This is a genomic window from Prosthecomicrobium sp. N25 (assembly GCF_037203705.1).
Lineage (GTDB): Bacteria > Pseudomonadota > Alphaproteobacteria > Rhizobiales > Ancalomicrobiaceae > Prosthecodimorpha.
The window spans coordinates 3,036,005-3,059,856 of the sequence record NZ_JBBCAT010000001.1 but is presented as its reverse complement, the minus strand read 5'-3'; the positions used below and the strand labels follow the sequence as shown (position 1 = coordinate 3,059,856).

Annotated in this window: 20 protein-coding genes; 15 read left to right on the top strand and 5 right to left on the bottom strand. The window is 71.0% G+C overall.

The window, feature by feature from the left end; all coding sequences use genetic code 11:
• The first annotated feature begins 50 nt into the window (after positions 1-50).
• From pyrH to lpxB, 12 genes are all read left to right on the top strand, one after another.
• Complete coding sequence (pyrH, locus tag WBG79_RS13905) at positions 51-767, top strand: UMP kinase (protein WP_337357698.1); 717 nt, start codon at positions 51-53, stop codon at positions 765-767.
• Between the two features lie 74 nt (positions 768-841).
• Positions 842-1,402: a ribosome recycling factor gene (frr, locus tag WBG79_RS13900; protein WP_337357697.1), complete on the top strand. Its 561-nt coding sequence runs from the start codon at positions 842-844 to the stop codon at positions 1,400-1,402.
• Positions 1,403-1,408: 6 nt separating this feature from the next.
• The gene (locus WBG79_RS13895) at positions 1,409-2,173 is read left to right on the top strand and encodes an isoprenyl transferase (RefSeq protein WP_337357696.1); all 765 of its coding nucleotides are present in this window, start codon (positions 1,409-1,411) and stop codon (positions 2,171-2,173) included.
• Positions 2,170-3,051: a phosphatidate cytidylyltransferase gene (locus WBG79_RS13890; RefSeq protein ID WP_337357695.1), complete on the top strand. Its 882-nt coding sequence runs from the start codon at positions 2,170-2,172 to the stop codon at positions 3,049-3,051. The genes WBG79_RS13895 and WBG79_RS13890 overlap by 4 nt, the downstream gene beginning before the upstream one ends.
• Positions 3,045-4,232: a 1-deoxy-D-xylulose-5-phosphate reductoisomerase gene (locus WBG79_RS13885; RefSeq protein ID WP_337357694.1), complete on the top strand. Its 1,188-nt coding sequence runs from the start codon at positions 3,045-3,047 to the stop codon at positions 4,230-4,232. Before WBG79_RS13890 ends, WBG79_RS13885 begins: the two co-directional genes overlap by 7 nt.
• A gap of 152 nt (positions 4,233-4,384) precedes the next feature.
• Positions 4,385-5,542 (top strand): RIP metalloprotease RseP, encoded by a 1,158-nt coding sequence (rseP, locus tag WBG79_RS13880; RefSeq protein WP_337357693.1) that lies wholly within the window; start codon positions 4,385-4,387, stop codon positions 5,540-5,542.
• 241 nt (positions 5,543-5,783) lie between these two features.
• Complete coding sequence (gene bamA / locus WBG79_RS13875; protein ID WP_337357692.1) at positions 5,784-8,261, top strand: outer membrane protein assembly factor BamA; 2,478 nt, start codon at positions 5,784-5,786, stop codon at positions 8,259-8,261.
• Between the two features lie 132 nt (positions 8,262-8,393).
• Complete coding sequence (gene lpxD, locus WBG79_RS13870; RefSeq protein ID WP_337357691.1) at positions 8,394-9,473, top strand: UDP-3-O-(3-hydroxymyristoyl)glucosamine N-acyltransferase; 1,080 nt, start codon at positions 8,394-8,396, stop codon at positions 9,471-9,473.
• Positions 9,474-9,480: 7 nt separating this feature from the next.
• Positions 9,481-9,942: a 3-hydroxyacyl-ACP dehydratase FabZ gene (gene fabZ / locus WBG79_RS13865; protein WP_337357690.1), complete on the top strand. Its 462-nt coding sequence runs from the start codon at positions 9,481-9,483 to the stop codon at positions 9,940-9,942.
• A gap of 1 nt (position 9,943) precedes the next feature.
• Positions 9,944-10,747: an acyl-ACP--UDP-N-acetylglucosamine O-acyltransferase gene (gene lpxA / locus WBG79_RS13860; protein WP_337357689.1), complete on the top strand. Its 804-nt coding sequence runs from the start codon at positions 9,944-9,946 to the stop codon at positions 10,745-10,747.
• A gap of 8 nt (positions 10,748-10,755) precedes the next feature.
• On the top strand, positions 10,756-11,640 hold the full coding sequence (locus WBG79_RS13855; protein WP_337357688.1) for an LpxI family protein: 885 nt from the start codon (positions 10,756-10,758) through the stop codon (positions 11,638-11,640).
• Positions 11,641-11,642: 2 nt separating this feature from the next.
• Positions 11,643-12,836 (top strand): lipid-A-disaccharide synthase, encoded by a 1,194-nt coding sequence (gene lpxB / locus WBG79_RS13850; protein WP_337357687.1) that lies wholly within the window; start codon positions 11,643-11,645, stop codon positions 12,834-12,836.
• 80 nt (positions 12,837-12,916) lie between these two features.
• Here lpxB and gltA read toward each other — a convergent pair whose 3' ends face one another.
• A complete protein-coding gene (gene gltA, locus WBG79_RS13845) occupies positions 12,917-14,209 on the bottom strand; it encodes a citrate synthase (protein ID WP_337357686.1) in 1,293 nt (430 codons plus the stop codon).
• Between the two features lie 234 nt (positions 14,210-14,443).
• On the bottom strand, positions 14,444-15,868 hold the full coding sequence (gene gltX / locus WBG79_RS13840; RefSeq protein WP_337357685.1) for a glutamate--tRNA ligase: 1,425 nt from the start codon (positions 15,866-15,868) through the stop codon (positions 14,444-14,446).
• A 169-nt stretch (positions 15,869-16,037) separates the two neighbouring features.
• Here gltX and WBG79_RS13835 point away from each other — a divergent pair, with 169 nt between their 5' ends.
• Positions 16,038-18,512: a ComEC/Rec2 family competence protein gene (locus WBG79_RS13835; protein ID WP_337357684.1), complete on the top strand. Its 2,475-nt coding sequence runs from the start codon at positions 16,038-16,040 to the stop codon at positions 18,510-18,512.
• A 38-nt stretch (positions 18,513-18,550) separates the two neighbouring features.
• Here the strand turns inward: WBG79_RS13835 and lexA are convergent, their stop codons facing one another.
• From lexA to moaC, 3 genes are all read right to left on the bottom strand, one after another.
• Positions 18,551-19,258: a transcriptional repressor LexA gene (lexA, locus tag WBG79_RS13830; protein ID WP_337357683.1), complete on the bottom strand. Its 708-nt coding sequence runs from the start codon at positions 19,256-19,258 to the stop codon at positions 18,551-18,553.
• 287 nt (positions 19,259-19,545) lie between these two features.
• A complete protein-coding gene (locus WBG79_RS13825; protein WP_337357682.1) occupies positions 19,546-20,775 on the bottom strand; it encodes a molybdopterin molybdotransferase MoeA in 1,230 nt (409 codons plus the stop codon).
• Between the two features lie 5 nt (positions 20,776-20,780).
• Positions 20,781-21,260 carry a cyclic pyranopterin monophosphate synthase MoaC gene (gene moaC, locus WBG79_RS13820; RefSeq protein WP_337357681.1) on the bottom strand — a complete coding sequence of 160 codons (480 nt, stop codon included), beginning with the start codon at positions 21,258-21,260 and terminating at the stop codon, positions 20,781-20,783.
• 170 nt (positions 21,261-21,430) lie between these two features.
• On the opposite strand from moaC, the gene WBG79_RS13815 reads away from it, so the two are divergent.
• Together WBG79_RS13815 and cydB are read left to right on the top strand one after the other, a co-directional pair.
• Positions 21,431-22,837: a cytochrome ubiquinol oxidase subunit I gene (locus WBG79_RS13815; RefSeq protein WP_337357680.1), complete on the top strand. Its 1,407-nt coding sequence runs from the start codon at positions 21,431-21,433 to the stop codon at positions 22,835-22,837.
• Positions 22,834-23,844, top strand: a complete 1,011-nt coding sequence (cydB, locus tag WBG79_RS13810; RefSeq protein ID WP_443147433.1) for a cytochrome d ubiquinol oxidase subunit II — start codon at positions 22,834-22,836, stop codon at positions 23,842-23,844. The genes WBG79_RS13815 and cydB overlap by 4 nt, the downstream gene beginning before the upstream one ends.
• Positions 23,845-23,852 lie beyond the last annotated feature (8 nt).

The window sequence follows — 23,852 nt, the reverse complement described above, 5'->3', positions numbered from 1 at the left end:
CGCCGCTCCTGTATGCACGCCCCCGACCGCCCGTGACCGAGGAGACAGCCATGGCCGACCTTCGCTGGAAACGCGTCCTGGTGAAGCTTTCCGGCGAGGCGCTCGCGGGCAGCCAGGCGATGGGCATCGACCCGGACGTGGTCGGGCGCATCGCCGACGATCTCGTCGCCGCGCACGCGCTCGGGGCCGAGATCGGCGTGGTGATCGGCGGCGGCAATCTCTTCCGCGGCGCCTGGCTGCAGCAGCAGGGGACCGACCGGGTCACCGGCGACCACATGGGCATGCTGGCGACCGTGATGAACGCGCTGGCGATGCGCGAGGCGCTGGCGGCGCGCGGGATCAGGGCCGCGGCGCTTTCCGGCATGCCGGTGCCGAGCGTCTGCGACACCTTCACCCAGCGGGACGCCCGGGCGCGGCTCGCCGAGGACCGGATGGTGCTCTTCCCAGGCGGCACGGGCTGCCCCTTCTTCACCACGGACACGACCGCCGCGCTACGCGCCGCCGAGATGGGCTGCGACGCCATCCTGAAGGCGACGAATGTGGATGGGATCTACACCGCCGACCCCAAGAAGGACCCGTCTGCGCGCCGCTACGAGGCGCTCCGCTTCGAGGAGGCGATCGCGCGGGACCTCAAGGTCCTCGACACGGCGGCATTCGCACTTGCCCGGGACAATGCGATTCCGATAATCGTCTTCTCGATCCGGGAGCCCGGGGCGCTGATCGACGTTCTCTCCGGGCGGGGCAGGGCCACCGTGGTGGCCGGCTGAGCGGGCCCGAACCTCGCCACAATGACAAGGCCGGCTCGGCCACGAGAACCGGCCGCAAACTTGAGGTGATTCCCATGGCAGCGCACAAGTTCGACATGGACGACATCAAGCACCGCATGTCGCAAGCCGTGCACGTGTTCAAGGACGAGCTGGCGGGCCTGCGAACGGGCCGGGCCTCGACGAACCTCCTCGAGCCGATCACCGTCGAGGCCTACGGCTCGCGCATGACGCTGAACCAGGTCGCCTCCGTTTCGGTGCCGGAATCGCGCATGCTGGTGGTCTCGGTGTGGGACCGCGGCATGGTCAGCGCGGTCGACAAGGCGATCCGCGAGGCCAACCTGGGCCTCAATCCGATCGTCGAGGGCGCGACCATGCGCATCCCGATCCCCGAACTCAACGCCGAGCGTCGCAAGGAGCTCGTCAAGGTCGCCCACAAATATGCCGAGCAGGCGCGCGTGGCCGTCCGGCACGTGCGACGCGACGGCATGGACAGCCTGAAGAAGGCGGCCAAGGACGGCATGCCCGAGGACGAGGAGGCCCGCTTCGCGGACCGCGTCCAGAAGCAGACCGACGAGACCATCGCCGAGATCGACAAGATGCTGTCGGTCAAGGAGCAGGACATCATGAAGGTCTGAATCCCGATGCCGACCCTGGAGGCCTCGCCCGACCAGCGACCCCTCGCGGGGACGGCCGGATTGCCGCGCCACGTGGCCATCATCATGGACGGCAACGGCCGCTGGGCCACGGCCCGCGGGCTGGCGCGCACCGAAGGTCACCGGAAGGGGCTCGACACCGTCCGCCGGATCGTCCGCCATGCCGGCCACATCGGCCTCGAGGTCCTGACCCTCTACTCCTTCTCCTCCGAGAACTGGCGCCGGCCGCCCGACGAGGTGACCTACCTCATGGGCCTTCTGCGCTTCTTCATCCGGCGCGACCTGGCCGAGTTGCACGCCAACAACGTCCGCATCCGGGTGGTCGGCGAGCGGGACGGGCTGTGGCCGGACATCCGCGCCCTGCTCGAGGAGGCCGAGACCCTGACCGCCGGGAACACTGGCCTCGCCCTCGTCATCGCCTTCAACTACGGCGCCCGGCAGGAGATCGTCCGCGCCATGCGGCGCATCGCCGAGGCCGTCAAGGCGGGCGCGATCGACCCGTCCGAGATCGGCGAGGAGACGATCGCGCGCCACCTGGACACGGCCGGCATTCCCGACCCCGACCTCGTTATCCGCACGAGCGGGGAGAAGCGGATCTCCAACTTCCTGCTCTGGCAGTCCGCCTACGCGGAATACGTCTTCCCGGCGACCTGCTGGCCGGACTTCGACGAGGCCGAATTCGACCGGGCGGTGGCCGAGTACCAGGCCCGCGAGCGGCGCTTCGGCGGCGTCGAAGCGCGGTCGGCGCCATGAGCGACGGCCCGGGACCCTCGACCCCGCCCCCGCCGTCCCCGCCGCCGTCGCCCGGGGCGAGCGAACTCTCGCTCCGCATCCTCTCCGCCCTCCTCATGGCCCCGGTCGCGATCGGGGCGACGATCGCCGGCGGGATCGCCTTCGGGCTGCTCGTCGCCTGCGTGTCGGCGCTCGCCTTCGCGGAGTGGAACGCCATCGTGACGGGGCGGGCGGCCGACAAGGTGGTGGTGGTCGCCTGCGGGCTGATCGCGCTCTCGGTCGTCCTCATGGCCATGGGCGCGCCGGTCCGCGCCATCCTGACCGGCGGGGTGGCATGGATCCTGGTGGGGGGCCGGGCGTCGCTGACATCCGATCCCGAGCGCCGCGGGTGGCTCATCCTCGGGCCGCTCTACGCGCTCCTTCCCGGGCTCGCCATGGTGCTGCTGCGCGGCTCGGATGCCCTCGGCCTGCTCGCCATGCTGTTCCTCTTCGCGGTCGTCTGGGGTACCGACATCGCCGCCTACTTCTCCGGCCGGGCCCTGGGCGGGCCGAAGCTCTGGCCGGCGGTGTCGCCGAAGAAGACCTGGTCCGGGGCGCTCGGCGGGCTCGCCGCGGCGGTCATGCTCGGCGCGGCCACGGTGGCCTGGGGGCGGGGCGGCAGCATCGCCCCCGTGATGGCGGTGGCGGCGCTCCTGTCGGTGGCGAGCCAGGGCGGGGACCTCTTCGAGAGCGCGCTGAAGCGGCGATTCGGGGTCAAGGATTCCGGCCATGTCATCCCGGGCCACGGCGGCATCCTGGACCGCATCGACGGGCTGGTGGCGGCCGCCGTGCTGGCCGTGCTGATCGGCGCGCTGCGCGCCGGCTTTCTGGCGCCGGCGGAGGGTCTCGTCGCATGGTAGAGCCCCGGCGGCTGACGATCCTCGGGGCGACTGGCTCGGTCGGTCGCTCGGCACTCGACCTGGTCGCCCGCGATCCGGACCGCTTCGCCGCCGTTACCCTGGTGGCCCGCTCCGACCTCGACGGCCTCGTCGCGGCGGCCCTGCGCTTCCGGCCGGAGCGCGCCGTGCTGGCCGATCCGGCCCTCCACCGGCCGCTCGCCGAGGCCCTGGCGGGCACCGGCATCGACACGGCCGCCGGTCCCGCGGCCGTGCTGGAGGCGGCCGCGGCGCCGGCCGACATGGTGATCGGCGCCATCGTGGGCGCCGCCGGGCTCGCGCCGACCTTCGCGGCCGTGGAGGCGGGGCGGACCGTCGCACTCGCCACCAAGGAATGCCTCGTGGCCGCCGGCCGGCTGTTCATGGACGCGGTCGCCCGGCGGGGGGTGCGCCTGCTGCCGGTCGATTCGGAGCACAACGCGATCTTCCAATGCTTCGAGGCAGCCAATGCGGGGGCGGTGGAGAAGATCGTGGTGACCGCCTCGGGCGGCCCGTTCCGGACGGCGAGCCTCGAGGCCATGCGGCGGGCCACCCCGGCGGAGGCGCTGAAGCATCCGAACTGGTCGATGGGCTCGCGCATCACCATCGATTCCGCCACGATGATGAACAAGGGTCTCGAGGTCATCGAGGCGCATCACCTCTTCCGCCTGCCGGGCGAACGCATCGAGGTGCTGGTTCATCCGCAGTCGATCGTCCACGGCATCGTCGCCTACCGGGACGGCTCGATGATCGCCGGCCTCGGCTCGCCCGACATGCGCACGCCGCTCGCCCACTGCCTGCACTGGCCGGAGCGCGGGCCGGCCCCGACCGCCCGGCTCGACCTCGCCGCGCTCGGCACGCTCACCTTCGAGAAGCCGGATTTTGAGCGCTTTCCGGCGCTGCGGCTCGCCTATGCGGCGCTCGAGGCGGGAGGGGGCGCCCCGGCGGTGCTCAACGCGGCCGACGAGATCGCGGTGGCGGGCTTCCTGGCCGGCCGGATCGGCTTCCTCGACATCGCCCGGATGGTCGGCGCGACCCTCGAGGCGGCCGAGGCGCGCGGGCTCACCGCCGACCCGGGGAGCCTCGACGACGTCCTGGCGCTGGACCGCGAGGCGCGTGCGCTTGCCGAGGCGGAACTCCGCGGTCTTGCCGCAAACGCGAGCTAAAGCACTCACGAGCGGCGGGACGTCGCGCCCGCGCCGGACCGGACAGTCCAGATTTCGTTAACCAAGTCCGTAATCCTTGAGCCGAATACGAACTGTCCGATGAGCAATTGAGTAACCACTGGCGGTCAGGATGCCCGCCGGGAGAGGATGAAATGGACCTTTTCGGCGGACTGATCAACGCCCTCTGGACGACCGTCAGCTACGGCGTCCCCTTTCTCTTCGTCCTCACCATCGTGGTCTTCGTCCACGAGCTCGGCCACTTCCAGGTGGCGCGCTGGTGCGGCGTCAAGGTGCGCGCCTTCTCGATCGGATTCGGGCCCGAACTCGTCGGCTGGTACGACCGGCACGGCACCCGCTGGCGGATCGCCGCGATCCCGCTCGGCGGCTACGTGAAGTTCGAGGGCGACGAGAGCGCGGCCTCGACGCCCGACCGCGACCGGCTGGCGGCGATGTCCGAAGCCGAGCGGGCGGTCAGCTTCCAGGGCCAGAGCATCTCCAAGCGCGCCGCCATCGTGGCCGCCGGCCCGCTCGCCAACTTTATCCTGGCGACCGTGATCTTCACCGCCGTCTACGCCAGCGAGGGGCGTCAGGTCCTGCTGCCGGTGGTCGGCGAGGTCACGCAGGGCGGAGTCGCGGCGGAAGCCGGGATCCTGCCGGGCGACCGGATCGAGGCGATCAACGGCACGGCGATCGGCAGCTTCTCGGACATCATCCGGGTGGTCGCGGGCAGCGCGGGCGAGAAGCTCGACGTCCGCATCGCGCGGGACGGCAAGCCGATGGACATCGTGCTGGTGCCCCGGATGACGGCGCTCGACACGAGCCTCGGCGTCCAGCGGCGCGGCATGCTCGGCATCCGGGCGAGCCTCGACCCGGCGCACAGGATCCAGCAGACCTACTCGATCCCCGGGGCGCTGCGCGAGGGCGTGGCGCAGAACTGGATGATCGTCGAGCAGACCATGGGGTTCTTCGGCCGCCTGTTCACGGGGCGCGAGTATCTCGACCAGATCAGCGGCATCGGCCGCATCGCCCAGGCCTCGGGCGAGACCGCGAAGCTCGGCTTCGTCGCGCTGGTGGTCTGGCTCGCCTACATCTCGACCTCGATCGGCCTCCTGAATCTGCTGCCGATTCCCGTTCTCGACGGCGGCCATCTGGTCTTCTACGCCATCGAGGCCGTGCGTGGCCGGCCGCTCAGCGAGCGGGCGCAGGACTTCGGCTTCCGGGTCGGCCTCGCCCTGGTCCTCATGCTGATGCTGGTCGCCAACTGGAACGACGTCATCCACTTCGCCACGAAGCTCGGCTGGGGGGCGTGAGCATGCCGGTCTTCCTTCGTGGCACCAAAGGTTTGGACGGGCTTTCGCATGCAATGCGGCAGGTCCGGCTGCGGCGTGGCTGATGAGCAACGGTCGGTCCGGATACGCCAGAACGGCGGACCGGGTCGGCTTGAACGGGCCCCAAAAGCCTGTACAACACGAGGGAACGACGGTGGGAATCCATCGACTGCGTAAGGGTCTGGGCCGCCGGGCCTCGCAAGAAGAACAGGACTTCGAATCGATGCGAGCGTTCTCGACAGGGATCAAGAAGACCGTGGTCGTCGCGGCCTTCGTGTCACTCGTACCCGTCGGAGGCACCGGCTTCGACTTCATCGGCGTCAGCATCGCCAAGGCGCAATCCTCGATCGTGGTGCGCGGCAACCAGCGCGTCGAGGCCGAGACGGTTCGCTCCTACATGACCAACCGGGGCCGCGCCATGACGGCCCAGGACATCGACGAGAGCCTCAAGGCGCTCTACGGGACCGGCCTCTTCTCCGACGTGCAGATCCAGCCGAGCGGCGGCCAGGTCATCGTCACCGTCAAGGAGAGCCCGCTCATCAACCGCATCTCCTTCGAGGGCAACAAGCGGCTCACGGACGAGCAGCTGAAGTCGGTCGTGGAATCGAAGGTGCGCGGCTTCCTGTCCCGCTCCAAGGTGCAGAGCGACGTCCAGCGCCTGCTCGAGGCCTACCGCCGCAACGGCCGCTTCCGGGCCACCATCGAGCCCAAGATCATCGAGCTCTCGGACAATCGGGTCGATCTCGTCTTCGAATTCGACGAGGGCGACAAGACGGCCGTCTCGCGCATCACCTTCGTGGGCAACAACGCCTTCTCGGACGGCCGCCTGCGCGACGTCATCAAGACCCGCGAGACCGGCCTGCTCGGCTTCATCCGGACCACCGACACCTATGACCCGGATCGCCTGACGCAGGACCAGGAGGCGATCCGCAAGCACTACACCAAGAACGGCTATGCCGACTTCCGGATCCTCTCGGCGAGCGCCGACCTCGACCGCGAGCGCAACATCTTCTTCGTGACCTTCACGGTCGACGAGGGCGAGCTCTACACCTTCGGCCAGATCGACGTGCAGTCGACGCTGCCGGAGCTGGACCCGGCCCGGCTGCGCAGCGTCGTGCGCACCTCGCCCGGCGGCACCTACAATGCCGAGGAGATCGAGAAGTCTATGGAAGCCATCGTGGCCGAAGCCTCCAAGCTCGGCTACGCCTTCGCGCAGGTCCGCCCGCGCGCGGTCCGCGACTACGGCAACAAGACCATCGCGATCACCTACTACATCGACGAGGGTCCGCGCGCCTACGTGGAGCGGATCAACGTGCGCGGCAACAGCCGCACGCGGGACTACGTCGTCCGGCGCGAGATCGACATCGCCGAGGGCGACGCCTTCAACCGCACCTACGTGACCCAGGCGGAGCGCCGGCTGAACCGGCTCGGCTTCTTCAAGTCCGTCAAGCTCACCACCGAGCCGGGCAGTTCGCCCGACCGCGTCGTGCTGAACGTGGACGTGGAGGAGCAGTCGACCGGCGAGCTCGGCTTCGGTGCCGGCTACTCGACGGCCGAGGGCATCATCGGCGACGTGTCGCTGAGCGAGCGCAATTTCCTCGGCCGCGGCCAGTTCATCAAGGTGGCGGCGCAGTTCGGCGAGTACCAGAAGGGCTATAGCTTCTCGTTCACGGAGCCGTACTTCCTCGGTTACCGGCTGTCGGCCGGCATCGACCTGTACACGACCCACTACGAGGACAATTTCTACCGGGCCTATTCGGAGGACGCCCAGGGCGCGACCGTGCGCTTCGGCTTCCCGATCACCGACAACCTGACGCTCGGCACCAGCTACTCGATCATGTCGCAGGACATCATGCTGTCCCGCTCACAGGTCAACCAGGACTACCGCGACGGCGAGGCCTCGCTGGCCTACAAGCAGTTCATCGCCGGGGGCAAGAAGAACGCCACGATCTTCAATCCCTGCCCGGGCGGCTCGAACTGCCACCGCTACACCGTCACGTCGATGCCGTCGGCGAACGTGGTCTACAACTCGCTCGACAACATCCAGTTCCCGCGGGACGGCATCTACGTCAAGTTCCAGACCGACTTCGCGGGCCTCGGCGGCGACGTCAGCTATGTCCGGGCCACGTTCGACTCGCGCTACTACCGCGAGATCTACGCGGACTGGGGCCTCATCGGCATGCTCCGCCTGCGCGGCGGCCATATCGAAGGCGTCGGCGAGCCGGTCGACCTGATCAACAACTTCTTCCTCGGCGGCGAGACCATCCGCGGCTTCGCGGCGGCCGGCATCGGCCCGCGCGACATCACGCGGATCACCCCCGGCGGCCACAAGAACTCCTACCGGATCAACGAGGCGCTGGGCGGCCGCACCTACGTGGCGGCTACGGCGGAGATGATGAGGCCGTTCCCCTTCACGCCTGAGGAGTTCGGCCTTTACACCGGCGTCTTCGCCGACGCCGGCACGCTCTTCAATCTCGACGACAACCTTCCGCGGGAAGGTCGTCCGATCCGTGACTCGAAGGGCAAGATCGTGGGCCGGTTCAGCTACACGGACACCGCGGCGATCCGCTCGTCGGCCGGCTTCAGCCTTCTGTGGCGGTCGCCCTTCGGCCCGCTGCGGGCGGACTTCGGCTTCGCGCTCACCAAGGCGAAGGGCGACCAGGAGCAGGTGTTCCGCTTCAGCGGCGGCACCCAGTTCTGATCGTCCGGCCCGCACCGGATCTCCAAGGCCGCCGCTTCCCGCGGCGGCCTTTTCGTTTCGGGGCCGGCGTGGTACGGCCATCCCAGAAGGGCCGTCGGGTCGCCGGCGGAGTCCCTAGTCCGCAGGGCCGTCATGTCCGATCCCCGATTCTTCGCAGTGCCGCGCCCGGTCGCCCTGGAGGAGATCGCCGCCTGGTGCGGCGGGCGGCTCGTCGATCCGGCCCTCGGCTACGTGACCGTGACCGGGGTCGCGCCGCTCGACACGGCGGGATCCGGGGACCTCGCCTTCCTGGACAATCAGAAGTATCTCGGCCAGCTCGCGGCGACGCATGCCACCGCCTGCCTCGTGCATCCGCGATTCGTCGGCCGCGTTCCGCGCGAGGTGGCCGCGATCGAGACGGCCGAACCCTACCGGGCCTTCGCGACCGTGCTCGCGCGCCTGTTTCCCGCCGCCTTCCGGCTGGAGGGGCCCTATGGCGGCGAGCCGGGCGGGATCTCGGCGGAGGCGCGCGTGCACCCCTCGGCGCGGATCGAGCCCGGTGCCACGATCGAGCCCGGGGCCGTGATCGGGGCCCGGGCCGAGATCGGGACCGGCACGGTGATCGGCGCCAACACGGTCATCGGCCACGACGTGCGCATCGGACGGAACGGCCACGTGGGGGCGAATGCGACCATCATCCATGCCCTGATCGGGAACCGCGTGGTGATCCATGGCGGCGTGCGCATCGGCCAGGACGGCTTCGGCTTCGCCATGGGTCCACGCGGGCACCAGAAGGTGCCGCAGATCGGGCGGGTCGTCGTGCAGGACGACGTCGAGATCGGCGCCAACACGACGATCGACCGCGGTGCCAACCGGGACACGATCATCGGCGAGGGCACGAAGATCGACAATCTGGTCCAGATCGCCCACAACGTGGTGGTCGGTCGGCATTGCGTGATCGTTAGCCAGGTCGGCGTGAGCGGCTCGACCACCCTGGAGGATTTCGTGGTCCTCGCCGGTCAGGTCGGGATCGCCGGACATCTTCGGATCGGCGCCGGCGCACAGGTCGGCGCCCAGGCGGGTGTCATGCGGGACGTCGCGCCGCGCGCCCGCGTCGGCGGGTCGCCGGCCCGTTCGATCGCGCTGTGGGCGCGCGAGATCGCCACCCTGAAGCGCCTCGCCGAGAGGAGCGGCAAGGCGGCCGCCGGCGGGCAAGAGCAAGAAGAAGGCTAGGACGTCGATGAGCGAAGCGACCGTCACATTGGAAGCCGCGGACATCCTGAAGGTGCTCGAGCTGCTGCCGCACCGCTACCCGTTCCTCATGGTCGACCGCATCGTCGACATGGACGGAGACCGGTCCGGCGTCGGCATCAAGAACGTCACCTTCAACGAACCGCAGTTTCAGGGCCATTTCCCGGGGCGGCCGGTCTTTCCGGGCGTGCTCCTCATCGAGGGCATGGCGCAGACCGCCGGCGCCATGTGCGTGGCCGCCGCGCTCGGCGGCGGGCGGCCGAGCGTCGTCTACTTCATGACCATCGACAAGGCGAAGTTCCGCAAGCCGGTCGTCCCCGGCGATCGTGTCGAATACCACATGACCAAGCTCAAGAACCGCGCGAACATGTGGTGGTATCGGGGGGAGGCCAAGGTCGGCGATACGCTCGTTGCCGAGGCGGAGGTGAGCGCCATGCTGGTGAAGGACTGAGATGGCTGCCCGGATCCACCCTTCCGCCGTCGTCGAGGACGGCGCCCGGCTGGGCGAGGAGGTCGTGATCGGCCCCTTCTCGGTCATCGGTCCGGAGGTCGTGCTCGGCGACGGGGTCGAGGTGGTCAGCCACGCGAGCCTCGCCGGCCGCACCGAAATCGGCCCGGGCTGCAAGATCTACCCCTTCGCGTCGATCGGCCATCCGCCGCAGGACCTGAAGTACCGGGGCGAGCCGAGCCGTGTGGTGATCGGCCGCAACACGGTCATCCGCGAGCAGGTCACCATCAACCCGGGCACCGAGGGAGGCGGCATGCTGACCTCGATCGGGGAGAACTGCCTCATCATGGTGGGCGCCCATGTGGCGCACGACTGCCGGGTCGGCAACAACGTCATCCTGGTCAACAACGCGACCCTCGCCGGCCATGTGACCGTCGGCGACTTCGCCATCCTGGGCGGCCTCTCGGCGGTGCACCAGTGGGTGCGCGTCGGACCGCATTCGTTCCTGGGCGGCCTGTCCGGCCTGGAGAACGACCTGATCCCCTACGGCTCCGCGATCGGTGACCGCGCCCGCCTCGGCGGCCTCAACATCGTCGGCCTGCGCCGGCGCGGCTTCGAGAGGGAGAACATCCACCGGCTGCGCGCCGCCTACCGGATGCTCTTTTCCGACGAGGGGACGCTGATGGAGAGGGTCGCGGACGTGGCCGCCATGTTCGCCGCCGAGCCGCTGGTCATGGAGGTGGTCGACTTCATCCGGGGTGGCGGCGACCGGGCGCTCTGCATGCCGCGCGCCGGCCGCGAGGGGTGACTTCGGCGATGGCCGCGACGGAGCCGTCATCGAAGGCCGGGCCGCTGGTCATCCTGGCCGGCGGCGGGGACTTCCCGCTGATCGCCGCCGAGCAGGCGATGGCGCAGGGCCGCGAGGTGATGATCGCCGGCGTCGAGGGCGAGGCCTCCCGGGAGATCGAGGATTTCCCCCATGCCTGGCTCAAGCGCGGCCAGCTCGGCGAGCTCTTCAGGCTGATGAGGACCTTCGGCGCGCAGGACATCCTGCTTCTCGGCACCTTCGCGGACCGGCGCATGCCGACCTGGCGGGAGGTCGACTTCACCGGCGTGGTCGAGGTGGTGCGCCACTGGTCGATGCTCCGCGACGGCGACGACAGCGTGCTGCGCAAGATCGCCCGAATCATCGAGAGGCGCGGCTTCCGGATCGTCTCGCCGGCCGACGTGGCGCCCGGGCTGCTCGCCCGCTCGGGTCTGCTCGGCCGCTACCGGCCGACCGACGAGGACCTCGCCGACGTGCTCGTCGGCTACCGCGCCGCCAAGGCGCTCGGGCGTTCCGACCTCGGCCAGGCGGTGGTCGCCTCGGGCGGGGCGGTGATCGGGCGAGAGGATGCGCGCGGCACCGATGCGCTCCTGGAGGACGTCGCGCGGGCGCGGCGGGGTCAGGGGGTGCGCGGGGCGGCCGGCGTGCTCGTCAAATGCATGAAGCCCCAGCAGGACGCCCGGCTCGACCTGCCCGCGATCGGCCCGGCGACCATCCGCAACGCGGCCGCGGCCGGCCTCGCCGGCGTTGCCGTGGAGGCGGGCCGCACGCTGATCGTCGACCAGGACATCCTGGCGGAGGTGGCGGACCGGCTCGGCCTGTTCGTGCTCGGCTTCGCGCTCCCCGACGAGGCGGAACGCGCGCCGGGAGGCTGATCATGGCCGAGGCTCTGAAGGTCTTCCTGGTCGCGGGCGAGTCCTCGGGCGACCAGCTCGGCGCAAGCCTGATGGCCGGCCTGCGGCGGGCGGTGCCCTCGCCCCGCTTCGAGGGGGTCGGCGGCCCGGCCATGGCGGCCGCGGGCCTCGCCAGCCTCTTCCCCATGTCCGACATCGCCGTCATGGGCATCGGCCCGGTGCTCGCGCGCCTGCCGCTGCTTCTGCGGCGCATCGCCGAAACCGCGGCGGCCGTCCTGGCGGCCCGGCCGGACGTGCTCGTGCTGATCGACAGTCCGGATTTCTGCCGGCGCGTGGCGCGGCGGGTGCGGGCGGTGCGGCCGGACCTGCCGATCGTCGTCTACGTCTCGCCGACGGTCTGGGCCTGGCGGCCAGGGCGGGCGCGCAAGCTCGCCGCCTTCTGCGACCGGCTCCTGGCCGTGCTGCCCTTCGAGCCGGAGGTGCACCGCATCCTCGGCGGGCCGCCGACCGTCTATGTCGGCCATCCGGCGCTCGAAAGCCTGGCCGGGATCCGGGCGGAGCGGTCTGGCGGGCAGGCCGAGGTCCCCGCCATTCGCCAACTCGTCGTGCTGCCCGGGAGCCGCCGCACGGAGGTCGGCCGCCTCATGCCCCTGTTCGGGGCGGTGATCGACCGGCTCCGCACCGAAGTCGGGCCGGTGGAGGCGACGCTTCCGGCCGTACCGCACCTGCTCGGCGAGATCGAGCGGCTGGCGGCCGCCTGGCCGGTTCGACCCCGGATCGTGACCGGTGAGGCCGCCAAGCGCGCGGCGTTCGGCGATGCGGAGGTGGCCCTGGCGGCTTCGGGAACGGTGACGCTGGAGCTGGCGCTCGCCCGCGTGCCGACGGTCGTCGCCTACCGGCTCGACTGGCTCGGCCGGCGCGCCAAGCGGCTGGTTCGTGTTCCCAAGGGCCTGGAGGGGGTGATCCGGGTGCGCTCGGTGGTGCTGCCGAACCTGATCGCCGGGGAGGCGGCGGTGCCGGAGTTCATCGACGAGGCGGCGACGCCGGCGGCCCTGGCGGGCGCCGTGGCCGAGCTCCTGCGGGGCGGCCCCGCACGGGACAGCCAGCTCGCGCTCTTCGACCGTCTCGACGACCTCATGCGCCTGCCGGACGGGCAGAAGCCCGCGGACGCGGCCGCGGCGGCCGTCCTTCAGGCCGCGCGCCGGCAACCCGGGTAGGGCAGGGTCCGCTGCGGGCCGGCGCCGGCACGAAAACGGGGGCGCCCCTGGCGCCCCCGGCAAGTCCGACCGCGAGGGGGTCAGCCCCGATTGTCGAGCGGCACGAAATCCCGCCGGGCGGCGCCGGTGTAGAGCTGGCGCGGCCGGCCGATCTTCTGGGACGGGTCCTCGATCATCTCCTTCCACTGCGCGATCCAGCCGACGGTGCGGGCGAGCGCGAAGAGGACGGTGAACATCGAGGTCGGGAAGCCCATCGCCTTCAGCGTGATGCCCGAATAGAAGTCGATGTTCGGATAAAGCTTCTTCTCGATGAAGTACTCGTCGTGAAGCGCGATCCGCTCGAGCTCCATGGCGACCTGCAGCAGCGGGTCGTCGGTGTGGCCCATGACCTTCAGCACGTCGTGGCAGGTGCGCTGCATGATCTTGGCGCGCGGGTCGTAGTTTTTGTAGACCCGGTGGCCGAAGCCCATCAAGCGGAACGGATCATTCTTGTCCTTGGCGCGGGCGACATAGTGCGGGATGCGGTCCGGCGTGCCGATCTCGGTCAGCATGTCGAGCGCCGCCTCGTTGGCGCCGCCATGGGCCGGGCCCCACAGGCAAGCGATGCCGGCGGCGATGCAGGCGAAGGGATTGGCGCCCGAGGAGCCGGCGAGCCGGACGGTCGAGGTGGACGCGTTCTGCTCGTGATCGGCGTGCAGGATGAAGATACGGTCGAGGGCCTTGGAGAGGACCGGGTCGACCTTGTACTCCTCGCAGGGAATGGCGAAGCACATGCGGAGGAAGTTGGACGTGTAGTCCAGGTCGTTCTTCGGATACATGAACGGCTGGCCGATCGAATACTTGAACGCCATGGCGGCGATCGTCGGCATCTTGGCGATCATGCGGATCGAGGCGACCATCCGCTGGTGCGGATCGGTGATGTCGAGGGAGTCGTGGTAGAAGGCCGAGAGCGCGCCGACGGTACCGACCATGACGGCCATCGGGTGGGCGTCGCGTCGGAAGCCGGTGAAGAACCGGCTCATCTGCTCGTGCACCATGGTGTGGTGCGTCACGCGCGAGACGAAGTCCGTCTTCTCGGCGTCGGTCGGGAGCTCGCCGTAGAGCAGCAGGTAGCAGGTCTCGAGGAAGTCGGTGTGCTCGGCCAGCTGCTCGATCGGATAGCCGCGGTAGAGCAGCACACCCTCGTCGCCGTCGATGTAGGTGATCTTCGACTCGCACGAGGCGGTCGAGGTGAAGCCGGGGTCGTAGGTGAACATCTTCGAGCCCCCGTAGAGCTTCGAGATGTCGATCACGCTCGGTCCTATGCTCCCGTCCTTCACGGGGAAGGTCAGGCTCTCGTTGCCGATCGAAAGTCGGGCGATCTTGTCGGTCATTCGGCTACCCCCGGAATGGTGGAGCGAGGAGGCATCGGTGTGGCGGCTCAAGGCGTTAGCATCACTCCCTAACCGCGACGATCAGCCGCGGAGGGGAATGCCGAAACCCGTCAGACGGACCCGTAGCCCATTTGCTGTGGCGCCACAAGCACGCCGAAGGGATGATGCGGTGCCGCAAGAAAAGCTAGCCCAAATCCTCGGCGGGCGCACTCGAATTGTGCGCTGCGGCAGGACTCAGTCGCGGACCTGCTCCCTGATGCGGGCAAGGCTCTCCTCGCGGCCGAGAACGGCCAGAACGTCGAAGATGCCCGGCGAGGTCGAGCGTCCGGTCAGCGCGGCGCGCAGCGGCTGCGCCGCCTTGCCGAGCTTCAGCCCCTCCGCCTCCGCGAAGGCGCGGACCGCGGCCTCCGTCGTCTCCACCGTCCAGGCGTTCAGGCCTTCCAGTCGCGCCGCGAGCCCGGCGAGCGTGCGCCGGCCAGCCTCGTCGAGGAGCGCCGTTGCCTTGTCGTCGAGCGCGAGCGGCCGGTCGGCGATGAGGAAGCGGGCGCCATCGAGAAGTTCCAGGAGCGTCCGGGCGCGCTCCTTCAGCCCCGGCATGGCGGCCCGGAACTGGCCGAGCCCCGGCTCCGACGCCAGGCGCGCGAACTCGGCGCCGTTCGGGATGTGGGGCAGGAGATCGAGCGCGAGGCGGACAAGTTCGTCGTCGTCGGTGCGCCGGATCCAGATGCCGTTCAGGTGTTCCAGCTTGGCGAAGTCGAAGCGGGCCGCGCCCTTGTTGATGTCCTTCGGGTCGAACCAGCCGACCGCCTCCGCGGTCGAGAAGATCTCGTCGTCGCCGTGGCTCCAGCCGAGGCGCGAAAGGTAGTTCCGCATGGCCTCCGGCAGGTAGCCCATGGCCCGGTAGGCGTCCACGCCGAGCGCGCCGTGGCGCTTGGAGAGCTTCGCGCCGTCCGGCCCGTGGATCAGCGGAATGTGGGCCATGGACGGCACGTCCCAGCCCATCGCGCGGTAGATCTGGGTCTGCCGCGCAGCGTTGGTCAGGTGGTCGTCGCCCCGGATGATGTGGGTGACGCTCATGTCGTGGTCGTCGACGACCACCGCCAGCATGTAGGTCGGCGTCCCGTCGGAGCGCAGCAGCACGAAGTCGTCGAGCACGTCGTTGCGGAAGACCACGCGGCCCTGCACCACGTCGTCGATGACGGTCTCGCCCTCCTGGGGCGCGCGCAAGCGGATCACCGGCTTGACGCCCGCCGGCGCCTCCTCGGGCGACCGGTTACGCCAGCGGCCGTCGTAGCGGGGCGGGCGGCCCTCCTTCATGGCGGTCTCGCGCATCTCTTCGAGCTCGGCCTGAGAGGCGTAGCAGCGATAGGCCATGCCGCGCGCCAGGAGCTCGTGGGCGACCTCGGCGTGGCGGTGCATGCGTGCGAACTGGAAGGTCAGTTCGCCGTCCCAGTCCAGCCCGAGCCAGCGCAGGCCGTCCAGGATCGCCTCGATGGCCGCCTCGGTGGAGCGCTCCCGGTCCGTGTCCTCGATGCGCAGCAGCATCTTGCCGCCCGTGTGGCGCGCGAAGAGCCAGTTGAACAGCGCCGTGCGCGCGCCGCCGATGTGGAGAAAGCCAGTCGGCGACGGGGCGAAGCGGGTGACGACGGGATCAGCCATGGGAGGTCCGGGTCTTCGGCCGGGTCGGGCCCGGGCCGGTGGTCACGATGAGGGCGGTTCCTGTAGCATGGGTTCGCCGAAAAGTAAGCAAGGGGGCCGCGTGGAGGGCTTCCGCGGGGAGCCGGGGGGCTCGCCGGTGGATACAGACGGGAGAGAGGACGCCGGTTCCGTGCGGAGCCGGCGGCGGAGGTCCGTTGCCGCGTTCGCGGTCCCGGGAGGCGCGCGCCGGATCGCGCTGGAGGCCTCTCTCCTGCGCGAGCGGATCGCCGACACGCTGGCGGCCGAACTCGACAGGGGAGCCGGGTTTCCCTGGGCGGTGGTCGCCTTCGGGCTCGGCGCCCTCGGCTACCTGAAGCTGCCGCAGGAGCCGCAGGCCTGGGCCCTGGCCATCGTGGCGGTCGGGTTCGCGGCTGCCGCCCTGACGGCGCGGCAGCGCGGGCGCGACGCGCGCGTCCTGGTGCTCGCCGCGATGGCCGCTGCGGGGCTCTTTGCCGGCAAGCTGGAGAGCCTGGCCGTCGCGGCGCCGCGGCTCGACCGCGAGCGGACCGTCACGGTCACGGGCTGGGTCGAGGAGGCGGAGGGGACGGCGAACGGCGGCACGCGCCTCTTGGTCGCGGTGCAATCCATGGAGACCCGCGGGCCGGCGCCGGCGGAATGGCCGAAGCGGATTGCCGCGACGGCCGCCCGGGGGCGCGACGGCGGGGCGCGGATCGGGGAGGGGGTGCGCTTCCTCGCCCGGCTTCGGCCGCCCGACGGCCCCGTGCTGCCGGGCGGCTACGACTTCGCCCGGCGGGCCTATTTCGAGGGGCGCGGGGCCTCGGGCTTCGTCCTCGGCCGGGTGGAGCGCCAGGATCTCGGGCCGCCGCCCGGCGCGTTGCGCCTCGCCGCCGGGGTCGCGACACTGCGCCACGACATCGCCGAGCGGATCCGGCAGGCCCTGCCGGGGCGGGCGGGCGCGATGGCGGCCGCCCTGATCGTGGGCGAGAGCCGCGCCGTCCCGGAGGCAGACCAGGAGGCCATGCGCGCCTCGGGGCTCTCGCACATCATCTCGATCTCGGGCCTGCACATGGTCCTGGTCGGCGGCACGGTGCTCGCTGCCGTCCGCCTGCTGCTGGCGCTCGTCCCCGGACTGGCGCTGCGCATCCCGGTGAAGAAGGTGGCCGCGGTCGCGGCCTTCGCGGCCGTCACCGGCTACCTGCTGATCTCCGGCGGCGGCGTGGCGACGGACCGGTCCTACATCATGTTCGCGGTCGGCCTGCTGGCCGTCCTGGCGGACCGACCCGCCCTGACTCAGCGCACGGTCGCGGTCTCGGCGCTGGCGATCCTGGCCTTCGAACCCCATGCGGTGGCCGAGCCCGGGTTCCTGATGTCGTTCCTGGCGGTGCTCGCGCTCGTGGCCGCCTACGAGGTCTGGCGCGACCGCCCGCGCGACCCGACCCGCCTGGTGAACCCGCTGGCCGGCCCGGCCGGTCGGCTCCTGCGCTGGCTCGCCGCGCACGTGACGGGGCTCGCCTTCTCGTCGGTCGTGGCCGGCCTCGCGACGGCTCCCGTCGTGGCGGCGGAGTTCCACCGCGCGGCGCCCTACGGCGTCCTCGCCAACATGCTGGTGCTGCCGGTCGTCGGCACGATCGTGATGCCGATGGCGCTCCTGGCCATGCTGGCCATGCCGTTCGGCCTGGAGTCCTGGCCCCTCGTCCTCATGGGGATGGGGATCGAGGCCATGCTGGCGGTCGCGAGCGAGGTCGCCGGCCTGCCGGGCGGCGAGGGGCTGATCGGGCGCATCCATCCGGCGGCCCTGCCGCTCGCCGTCGCGGCGATCCTCTGGCTGACGCTTTGGACCCGTCGCTGGCGTCTCCTCGGCCTCGTTCCGGCGGCAGCCGCTGTGGCGGTCGCTCCCTTCGCGCAGGCTCCGGACATTCTCGTCGGCGCGGATGCCGAGCCGATCGCCGTGAGGGGTGGCGACGGGCGCCTGGCGGTGCTCGACGCGGCGCGGGCGCGATTCGCCGCGCAGGTCTGGCTCGCCGCAGACGCCGACCCGCGCGCCGTCCGCGACCCCGCCCTGGCGGCGGGCTGGCAGTGCGATCCGTTCGGCTGCGCGATCCATGTGGCCTCCCCCGGGACGCGGCCCCGCGTTCTTGCCGTCGTCCGTGATCCGCGTGCCTTCGACGAGGACTGCCGCCGGGCCGCGATCGTGGTCACCCGCCTGGACGCCCCGCCCGGCTGCCGGGCGCTGACCGTCGTCGTCGACCGCGCCGTCCTGGCGGAGACCGGCGGCCTCGCGCTCGGCTGGCCCGCCCGTCCGGCCAACGGCCCGCCGGCCGGAGCGCAGGGCCCTTCCGTGCCGGGGACGCCCTCGGCGGTGGCGCCCTTGCCGGCTTCGCTTCAGCCCGCTGTCGCGGGCCGGACCCGGCCCTGGAACGCCCGCCCGCCGCCGCCCGCTCCGGCCACCACCGGTTCGCGTACGGCCGAGCCGGCGGGGGCGCCCGCGCCGGTGACCGGTCGTGTGACGCAACCGGCCGGTCCCGCAGCCGACGGGCACCGTCCCGGCCGGGCCGGCACCGCCCTTCGGCCGGCACCCTCCGGGGCGCCGTCCCTGCTGCCGGACGACGACGGAGACGGCCGCGACCCGGGCGTGTCGGACTGAGGAATTCCGGCAATCGGAGGGCCGCGTGGCCGATCCGGTCAGTAGCGGCGGATGAGGCCGACGAGCTTGCCCTGGATCTTGACGCGATCGGGTCCGAAGATGCGGGTCTCGTAGGCCGGATTGGCGGCCTCCAGGGCGATCGACGCCCCCCGCTTGCGCAGGCGCTTCAGCGTCGCCTCCTCGTCGTCCACCAGCGCCACCACGATGTCGCCGGTGTCGGCGCCGTCGGCACGCTTGATGACCACGGTGTCGCCGTCGAGAATGCCGGCCTCGATCATGGAGTCCCCGCGCACCTCCAGGGCGAAGTGCTCGCCGCCGGCGATGAGGTCCGCCGGGACGGGGATCGCGTGGGTGTAGTTCTGGATCGCCGAGATCGGGGTGCCGGCGGCGATGCGCCCCATCACCGGGATGGAGACCGCGCCGTTCTTGTCGTCGCCGGAGCCGACCGGGCGTTGCCTGCCGAGGCTTCCCTCGATCACGGAAGGCGCGAAGGCCTTGCCGTTGCGGGCTGCCGCGAGGCTCGGCGCGACCGAGTCGGGGAGCCGCACCACCTCGAGCGCACGGGCGCGGTTCGGCAGGCGGCGGATGAAGCCGCGCTCCTCGAGCGCTGTGATCAGCCGGTGGATGCCGGACTTCGACTTGAGGTCCAGCGCGTCCTTCATCTCGTCGAAGGAGGGAGGCACGCCCGTTTCCTTCAGGCGTTCGTGGATGAACATCAGGAGCTCGAGTTGCTTGCGGGTGAGCATGGGTCCTGTCGCCCCTCGGGTTCGGTTTGGTGGTTCGAATCCTTCGTCGCCACTCTGCCGCTCGGGCGTCCGGATCTCCTATGGGGGACGGGGGTCGTCTCCACGAAAACCTGGATGAAGCCTGTGACGTGTACAAAGCGCGAACTGAAGCTACACGTTCTCTCCATGTTCTACAAGCGTCAATTTTCCGTTAAAACGGACCGGGAACGAAGAATATGCGGCCGGGAACGAACCCGAACGCTGCGGAACGGGCCGCGGCGGTCCGGCGCCGGAGCGGGCTGAGACGGTCAGGAGAGGGGGATGATTCGGCACCGGCCGCCGGCGGGGAGCGGCGGGGCGTTCGGGGCGCGCAGGACCAGGCAGTCCGCCCGGGCGAGGCGGGTCAGCATGGAGGAGTCCTGGACGGGGAAGGGGCGCACCCGGGGCAGTCCGCTTTCGTCCCGGCTTTCGATTTCGGCGCGCAGGTAGTCCTGCCGATGGTCGTTGGCGGCCAGGTCGACCGCCGCCACGGCGTCGACCTCCGGGTCGAGCAGGGGGGCGACGCCCAGGAGGGCGCGCAGGAGGGGTTTCAGGAACAGGATCGCGCAGACGAGGCTCGAGACCGGGTTGCCGGGCAGGCCGAGGACGCGCATGGGCCCGAGGCGGCCGGCCATGAGCGGCTTGCCGGGCCGCATGGCGATCTTCCAGAAGGCGAGCTCCATGCCGGCGTCGCCGAGGGTCCGGCCGACCAGGTCGAGGTCCCCGACCGAGGCGCCGCCGAGGGTGACCAGTACGTCGGCCCGCGTCTCGAGGGCGGCGGCGATGCGTGCCCCGATGGCGGCCTCGTCGTCGGGCGCGATGCCGAGGTCGACGGGCTCCCCGCCGAGCGCGCTCACCATCGCGGCGACCCCGAAATTGTTGGACGCCACGATCTGGTCCGGGCCGGGCGTCTCGCCGGGGCGGACGAGTTCGTCCCCGGTCGCCAGGACGGCGACGCGCGGGCGACGGCGCACCTGGAGGACCGGGTGGTTCATGGCCGCGGCGAGCGAGACCGCCCGCCAGTCGAGCCGCGTGCCGGCGTCGATCAGGCGTTCGCCGGCCTGGAAGTCGAGCCCCACGGGCCGGACGTTGCGGCCGCGCGGGGTGGCGTCGAGCGCCAGGATGGTGCCGTCCGCGGCAACCTCCGCGTTCTCCTGGATGAGCACCGTGTCGGCGCCTTCGGGCACGGGCGCGCCGGTGAAGATGCGCAGGGCCTCGCCGGCACCGAGGCGGCCCTCGAAGGCGCGGCCGGCCGGCGCCGTTCCGATCACGCGCAGGCGCGCCGGGACGGCGGCGATGTCGGCCGCGCGGAGGGCGTAGCCGTCCATGGCCGAGGCCGGGAAGGGCGGCTGCGTACGGGTGGCGGTCAGGTCCTCGGCGAGGACCCGGCCTTCCGCCTCGGCGAGCGCGACCGACTCGGCGCCGACCGGCACCACGCCGGCCAGCATGCGCGCCCGCGCCTCCTCGACCGACAGGAGCGGGGATCCGGACACCGCCATGGCCGTCACTCCGCCCGCCAGTCGCCGGACTTGCCGCCCGACTTCTCGAGCACCCGGACGCCCTCGACGATCATGCCGCGGTCGACCGCCTTGGCCATGTCGTAGATGGTCAGGCACGCGACGGTGGCAGCCGTCAGGGCTTCCATCTCGACCCCCGTCTGACCGCCGACATGCACCGTCGCGCGCACGACGAGGCCGGGCAGAGCCTCGTCGGGCTCGATCTCGACGGCCGCCTTGGTGAGGAGCAGGGGGTGGCAGAGCGGGATCAGCTCGTGGGTCCGCTTCGCCGCCATGATGCCGGCGATTCGCGCCGTCGCCACCACGTCGCCCTTCTTGGCCTGGCCGGCGCGGATCATCGCCAGGGTTTCGGGCTTCATGCGCACCCGCCCCTCGGCGACGGCCACGCGCCGCGTCACCGCCTTGTCGCCGACGTCGACCATGTTGGCCGCGCCGGTTTCGTCGATATGGGTCAGTCTCGCCGTCACGGGATGCCTCGCGCCGCTCGCCGGGGTCGGCAATCTAGCCGCGACGGGGGGCGGGCGGAAGCGGCCGGGGTCGGTGACGAGATCACAGACGGCACGCCTCCGGGCTATTACGGACCGAACCGATCGCAAGCTCGACGGTTCGGGCGCGGGGCAGCCCTGGGAGCAGCGGCATGACGGACTGGTTCGACGGCGTGTGGCTCTCGCGGGTCCAGTTCGCCTTCACGATCACGTTCCACATCGTCTTTCCGGCCTTCACGATCGGGCTCTCGGCCTTTGTGGCGACGCTTCACCTGCGCCATCTCCGGACGGGCGATCCGATCTTCCTGCGGCTCGCGCGCTACTGGACGAAGATCTTCGCGGTCTCTTTCGCCATGGGGGTCGTGTCCGGGATCGTGCTCTCCTACCAGTTCGGCACCAACTGGAGCCGCTTCTCGCTGGTGGTCGGCAACGTGGTCGGACCGCTCATCGGCTACGAGGTGCTGACCGCCTTCTTCCTGGAGGCGACCTTCCTGGGCATCATGCTGTTCGGATGGGATCGGGTGTCGCCCGGCATGATGGCGGCGAGCGCGACGGCGGTCGCGGTTGGGACCCTGCTCTCCGCCTTCTGGATCCTCTCGGCGAACAGCTGGATGCAATTTCCGGCCGGGCACGCGGTCCGCGACGGGATCGCCTACCCGGTCGACTGGATCGCGGCGATCTTCAACCCGACCTTCCCCTACCGGCTCGCCCACATGGTGACGGCGGCCTACCTGACCACCTCCATCGTGGTGATGGCGGTCGGGGCGCGGCATCTCCTCGCCTCCCGCTTCATCGACGAGAGCCGGATCATGCTCCGCATGGGGCTCGGCATGGCCCTGGTCCTGGCGCCCCTGCAGATCGTCATCGGAGACCTGCACGGTCTCGCCACGCGCGATCACCAGCCCGCGAAGCTCGCCGCCATCGAGGGGCACTGGGACGGGTCGCATCCCGCCGACCTCCTCCTCTTCGCGCTGCCCAACGCCGCGGAGGAGCGCAACGACTACGCGATCGGCATCCCGCGCCTCGCGAGCGTCATCGTCACCCACGACTGGAACGGGCTCTTCAAGGGCCTGAAGGACTTCGCCCCGGCGGACCGGCCGCCGGTCTGGCCGGTGTTCTTCTCGTTCCGCCTCATGGTCGGCCTCGGCGTCCTGATGGTCGCGCTCGCGGCCTGGGGCGGCTGGCACTGGCTGCGCGGCCGGCTGGACGCGGCGACCGGGTTCCTGACCGCTGCCGCGTGGTCCTGGCCGATGGGCTTTTTGGCCATCATCGCCGGCTGGATGGTCACCGAGATCGGCCGGCAGCCCTGGCTCGCGACCGGCCTCCTGCGCACCGCGGACGCGGCCTCGCCGATCGAGCCCATGCGCGTGGCGGTGTCGCTGGCGCTCTTCGTCGTGGTCTACGGCTTCGTCTTCACGGCCGGCATCCTCTACGTGAACCGGCTGATCCACGCCGGGCCGACGCCCGACGTGACCCACGCGGAGCCGGGCGTGCCCTCGAGCCCCCTGTCGGCGTCCGTGGACGCCGTGCGGGCCGCGACCGCGAGGAGTGAGACATGAGCGGCATGGAGCTTCTCCCGGTCGTCTGGATCGCGCTCATCGGGACGGCGGTCGCCCTCTACGTGATCCTCGACGGCTTCGACCTCGGCGTCGGCATCCTGTTCGCGACGGCGCGCGGCGAGCGCGAGCGGGATACCATCATGAACTCGGTCGCCCCTTTCTGGGACGGCAACGAGACCTGGCTGGTGCTGGGCGGCGGCGGGCTCTTCGTCGCCTTCCCGCTCGCCTATTCGATCATCCTGCCGGCCCTCTACGAGCCGGTCATCGTCATGCTTCTGGCGCTCATCTTCCGGGGCGTCGCCTTCGAGTACCGGTGGGTGGCGAAGCCGAACCACGGCATCTGGGACGTGGCCTTCGCGGGCGGATCGATCCTCGCCGCCTTCGCGCAGGGGCTGGTGCTCGGCGGGCTCGTGCAGGGCATCCGCGTCGCCGACGGGCAGTTCGCCGGCGGCTCCCTCGACTGGCTGACCCCCTTCTCGGTGCTCTGCGGGCTCGGGCTCGTCGCCGGCTACGCCATGATCGGGGCCGGATGGCTGATGATGCGGGTCGAGGGCGAGGTCGCCGACCATGCGCGCCGGCTGGCGCCGTGGCTCCTCGTCGGGCTCGCGGCCTTCGTGGCGGCGGTGAGCCTGTGGACGCCCTTCGCGTCCCCGCGGGTTTCGGAGCGCTGGTTCGCGGCCGAGACCCTGCGCTGGCTGTGGCCGCTGCCGACCCTGGCGGCCGGGCTGGTCCTGCTCGTCTGGGCGTCGATCCGGTCGGGCGGCACGGTCCTGCCCTTCCTCGGCACGATCGGCATCTTCCTCCTCTGCTTCGCCGGGCTCGCGGTGTCGTCCTGGCCCTACGTGGTGCCCGACACGGTGACGATCTGGCAGGCGGCGGCCGCCCCGGAATCGCAGATCTTCTCGCTCGTCGGCACGCTCCTGCTGCTGCCGGTGGTGCTCGGCTACTCGGTCTTCGTCTACTGGACCTTCCGGGGACGGCTCAGGTCCGGCGAGGGCTACCATTGAGGGCGCGG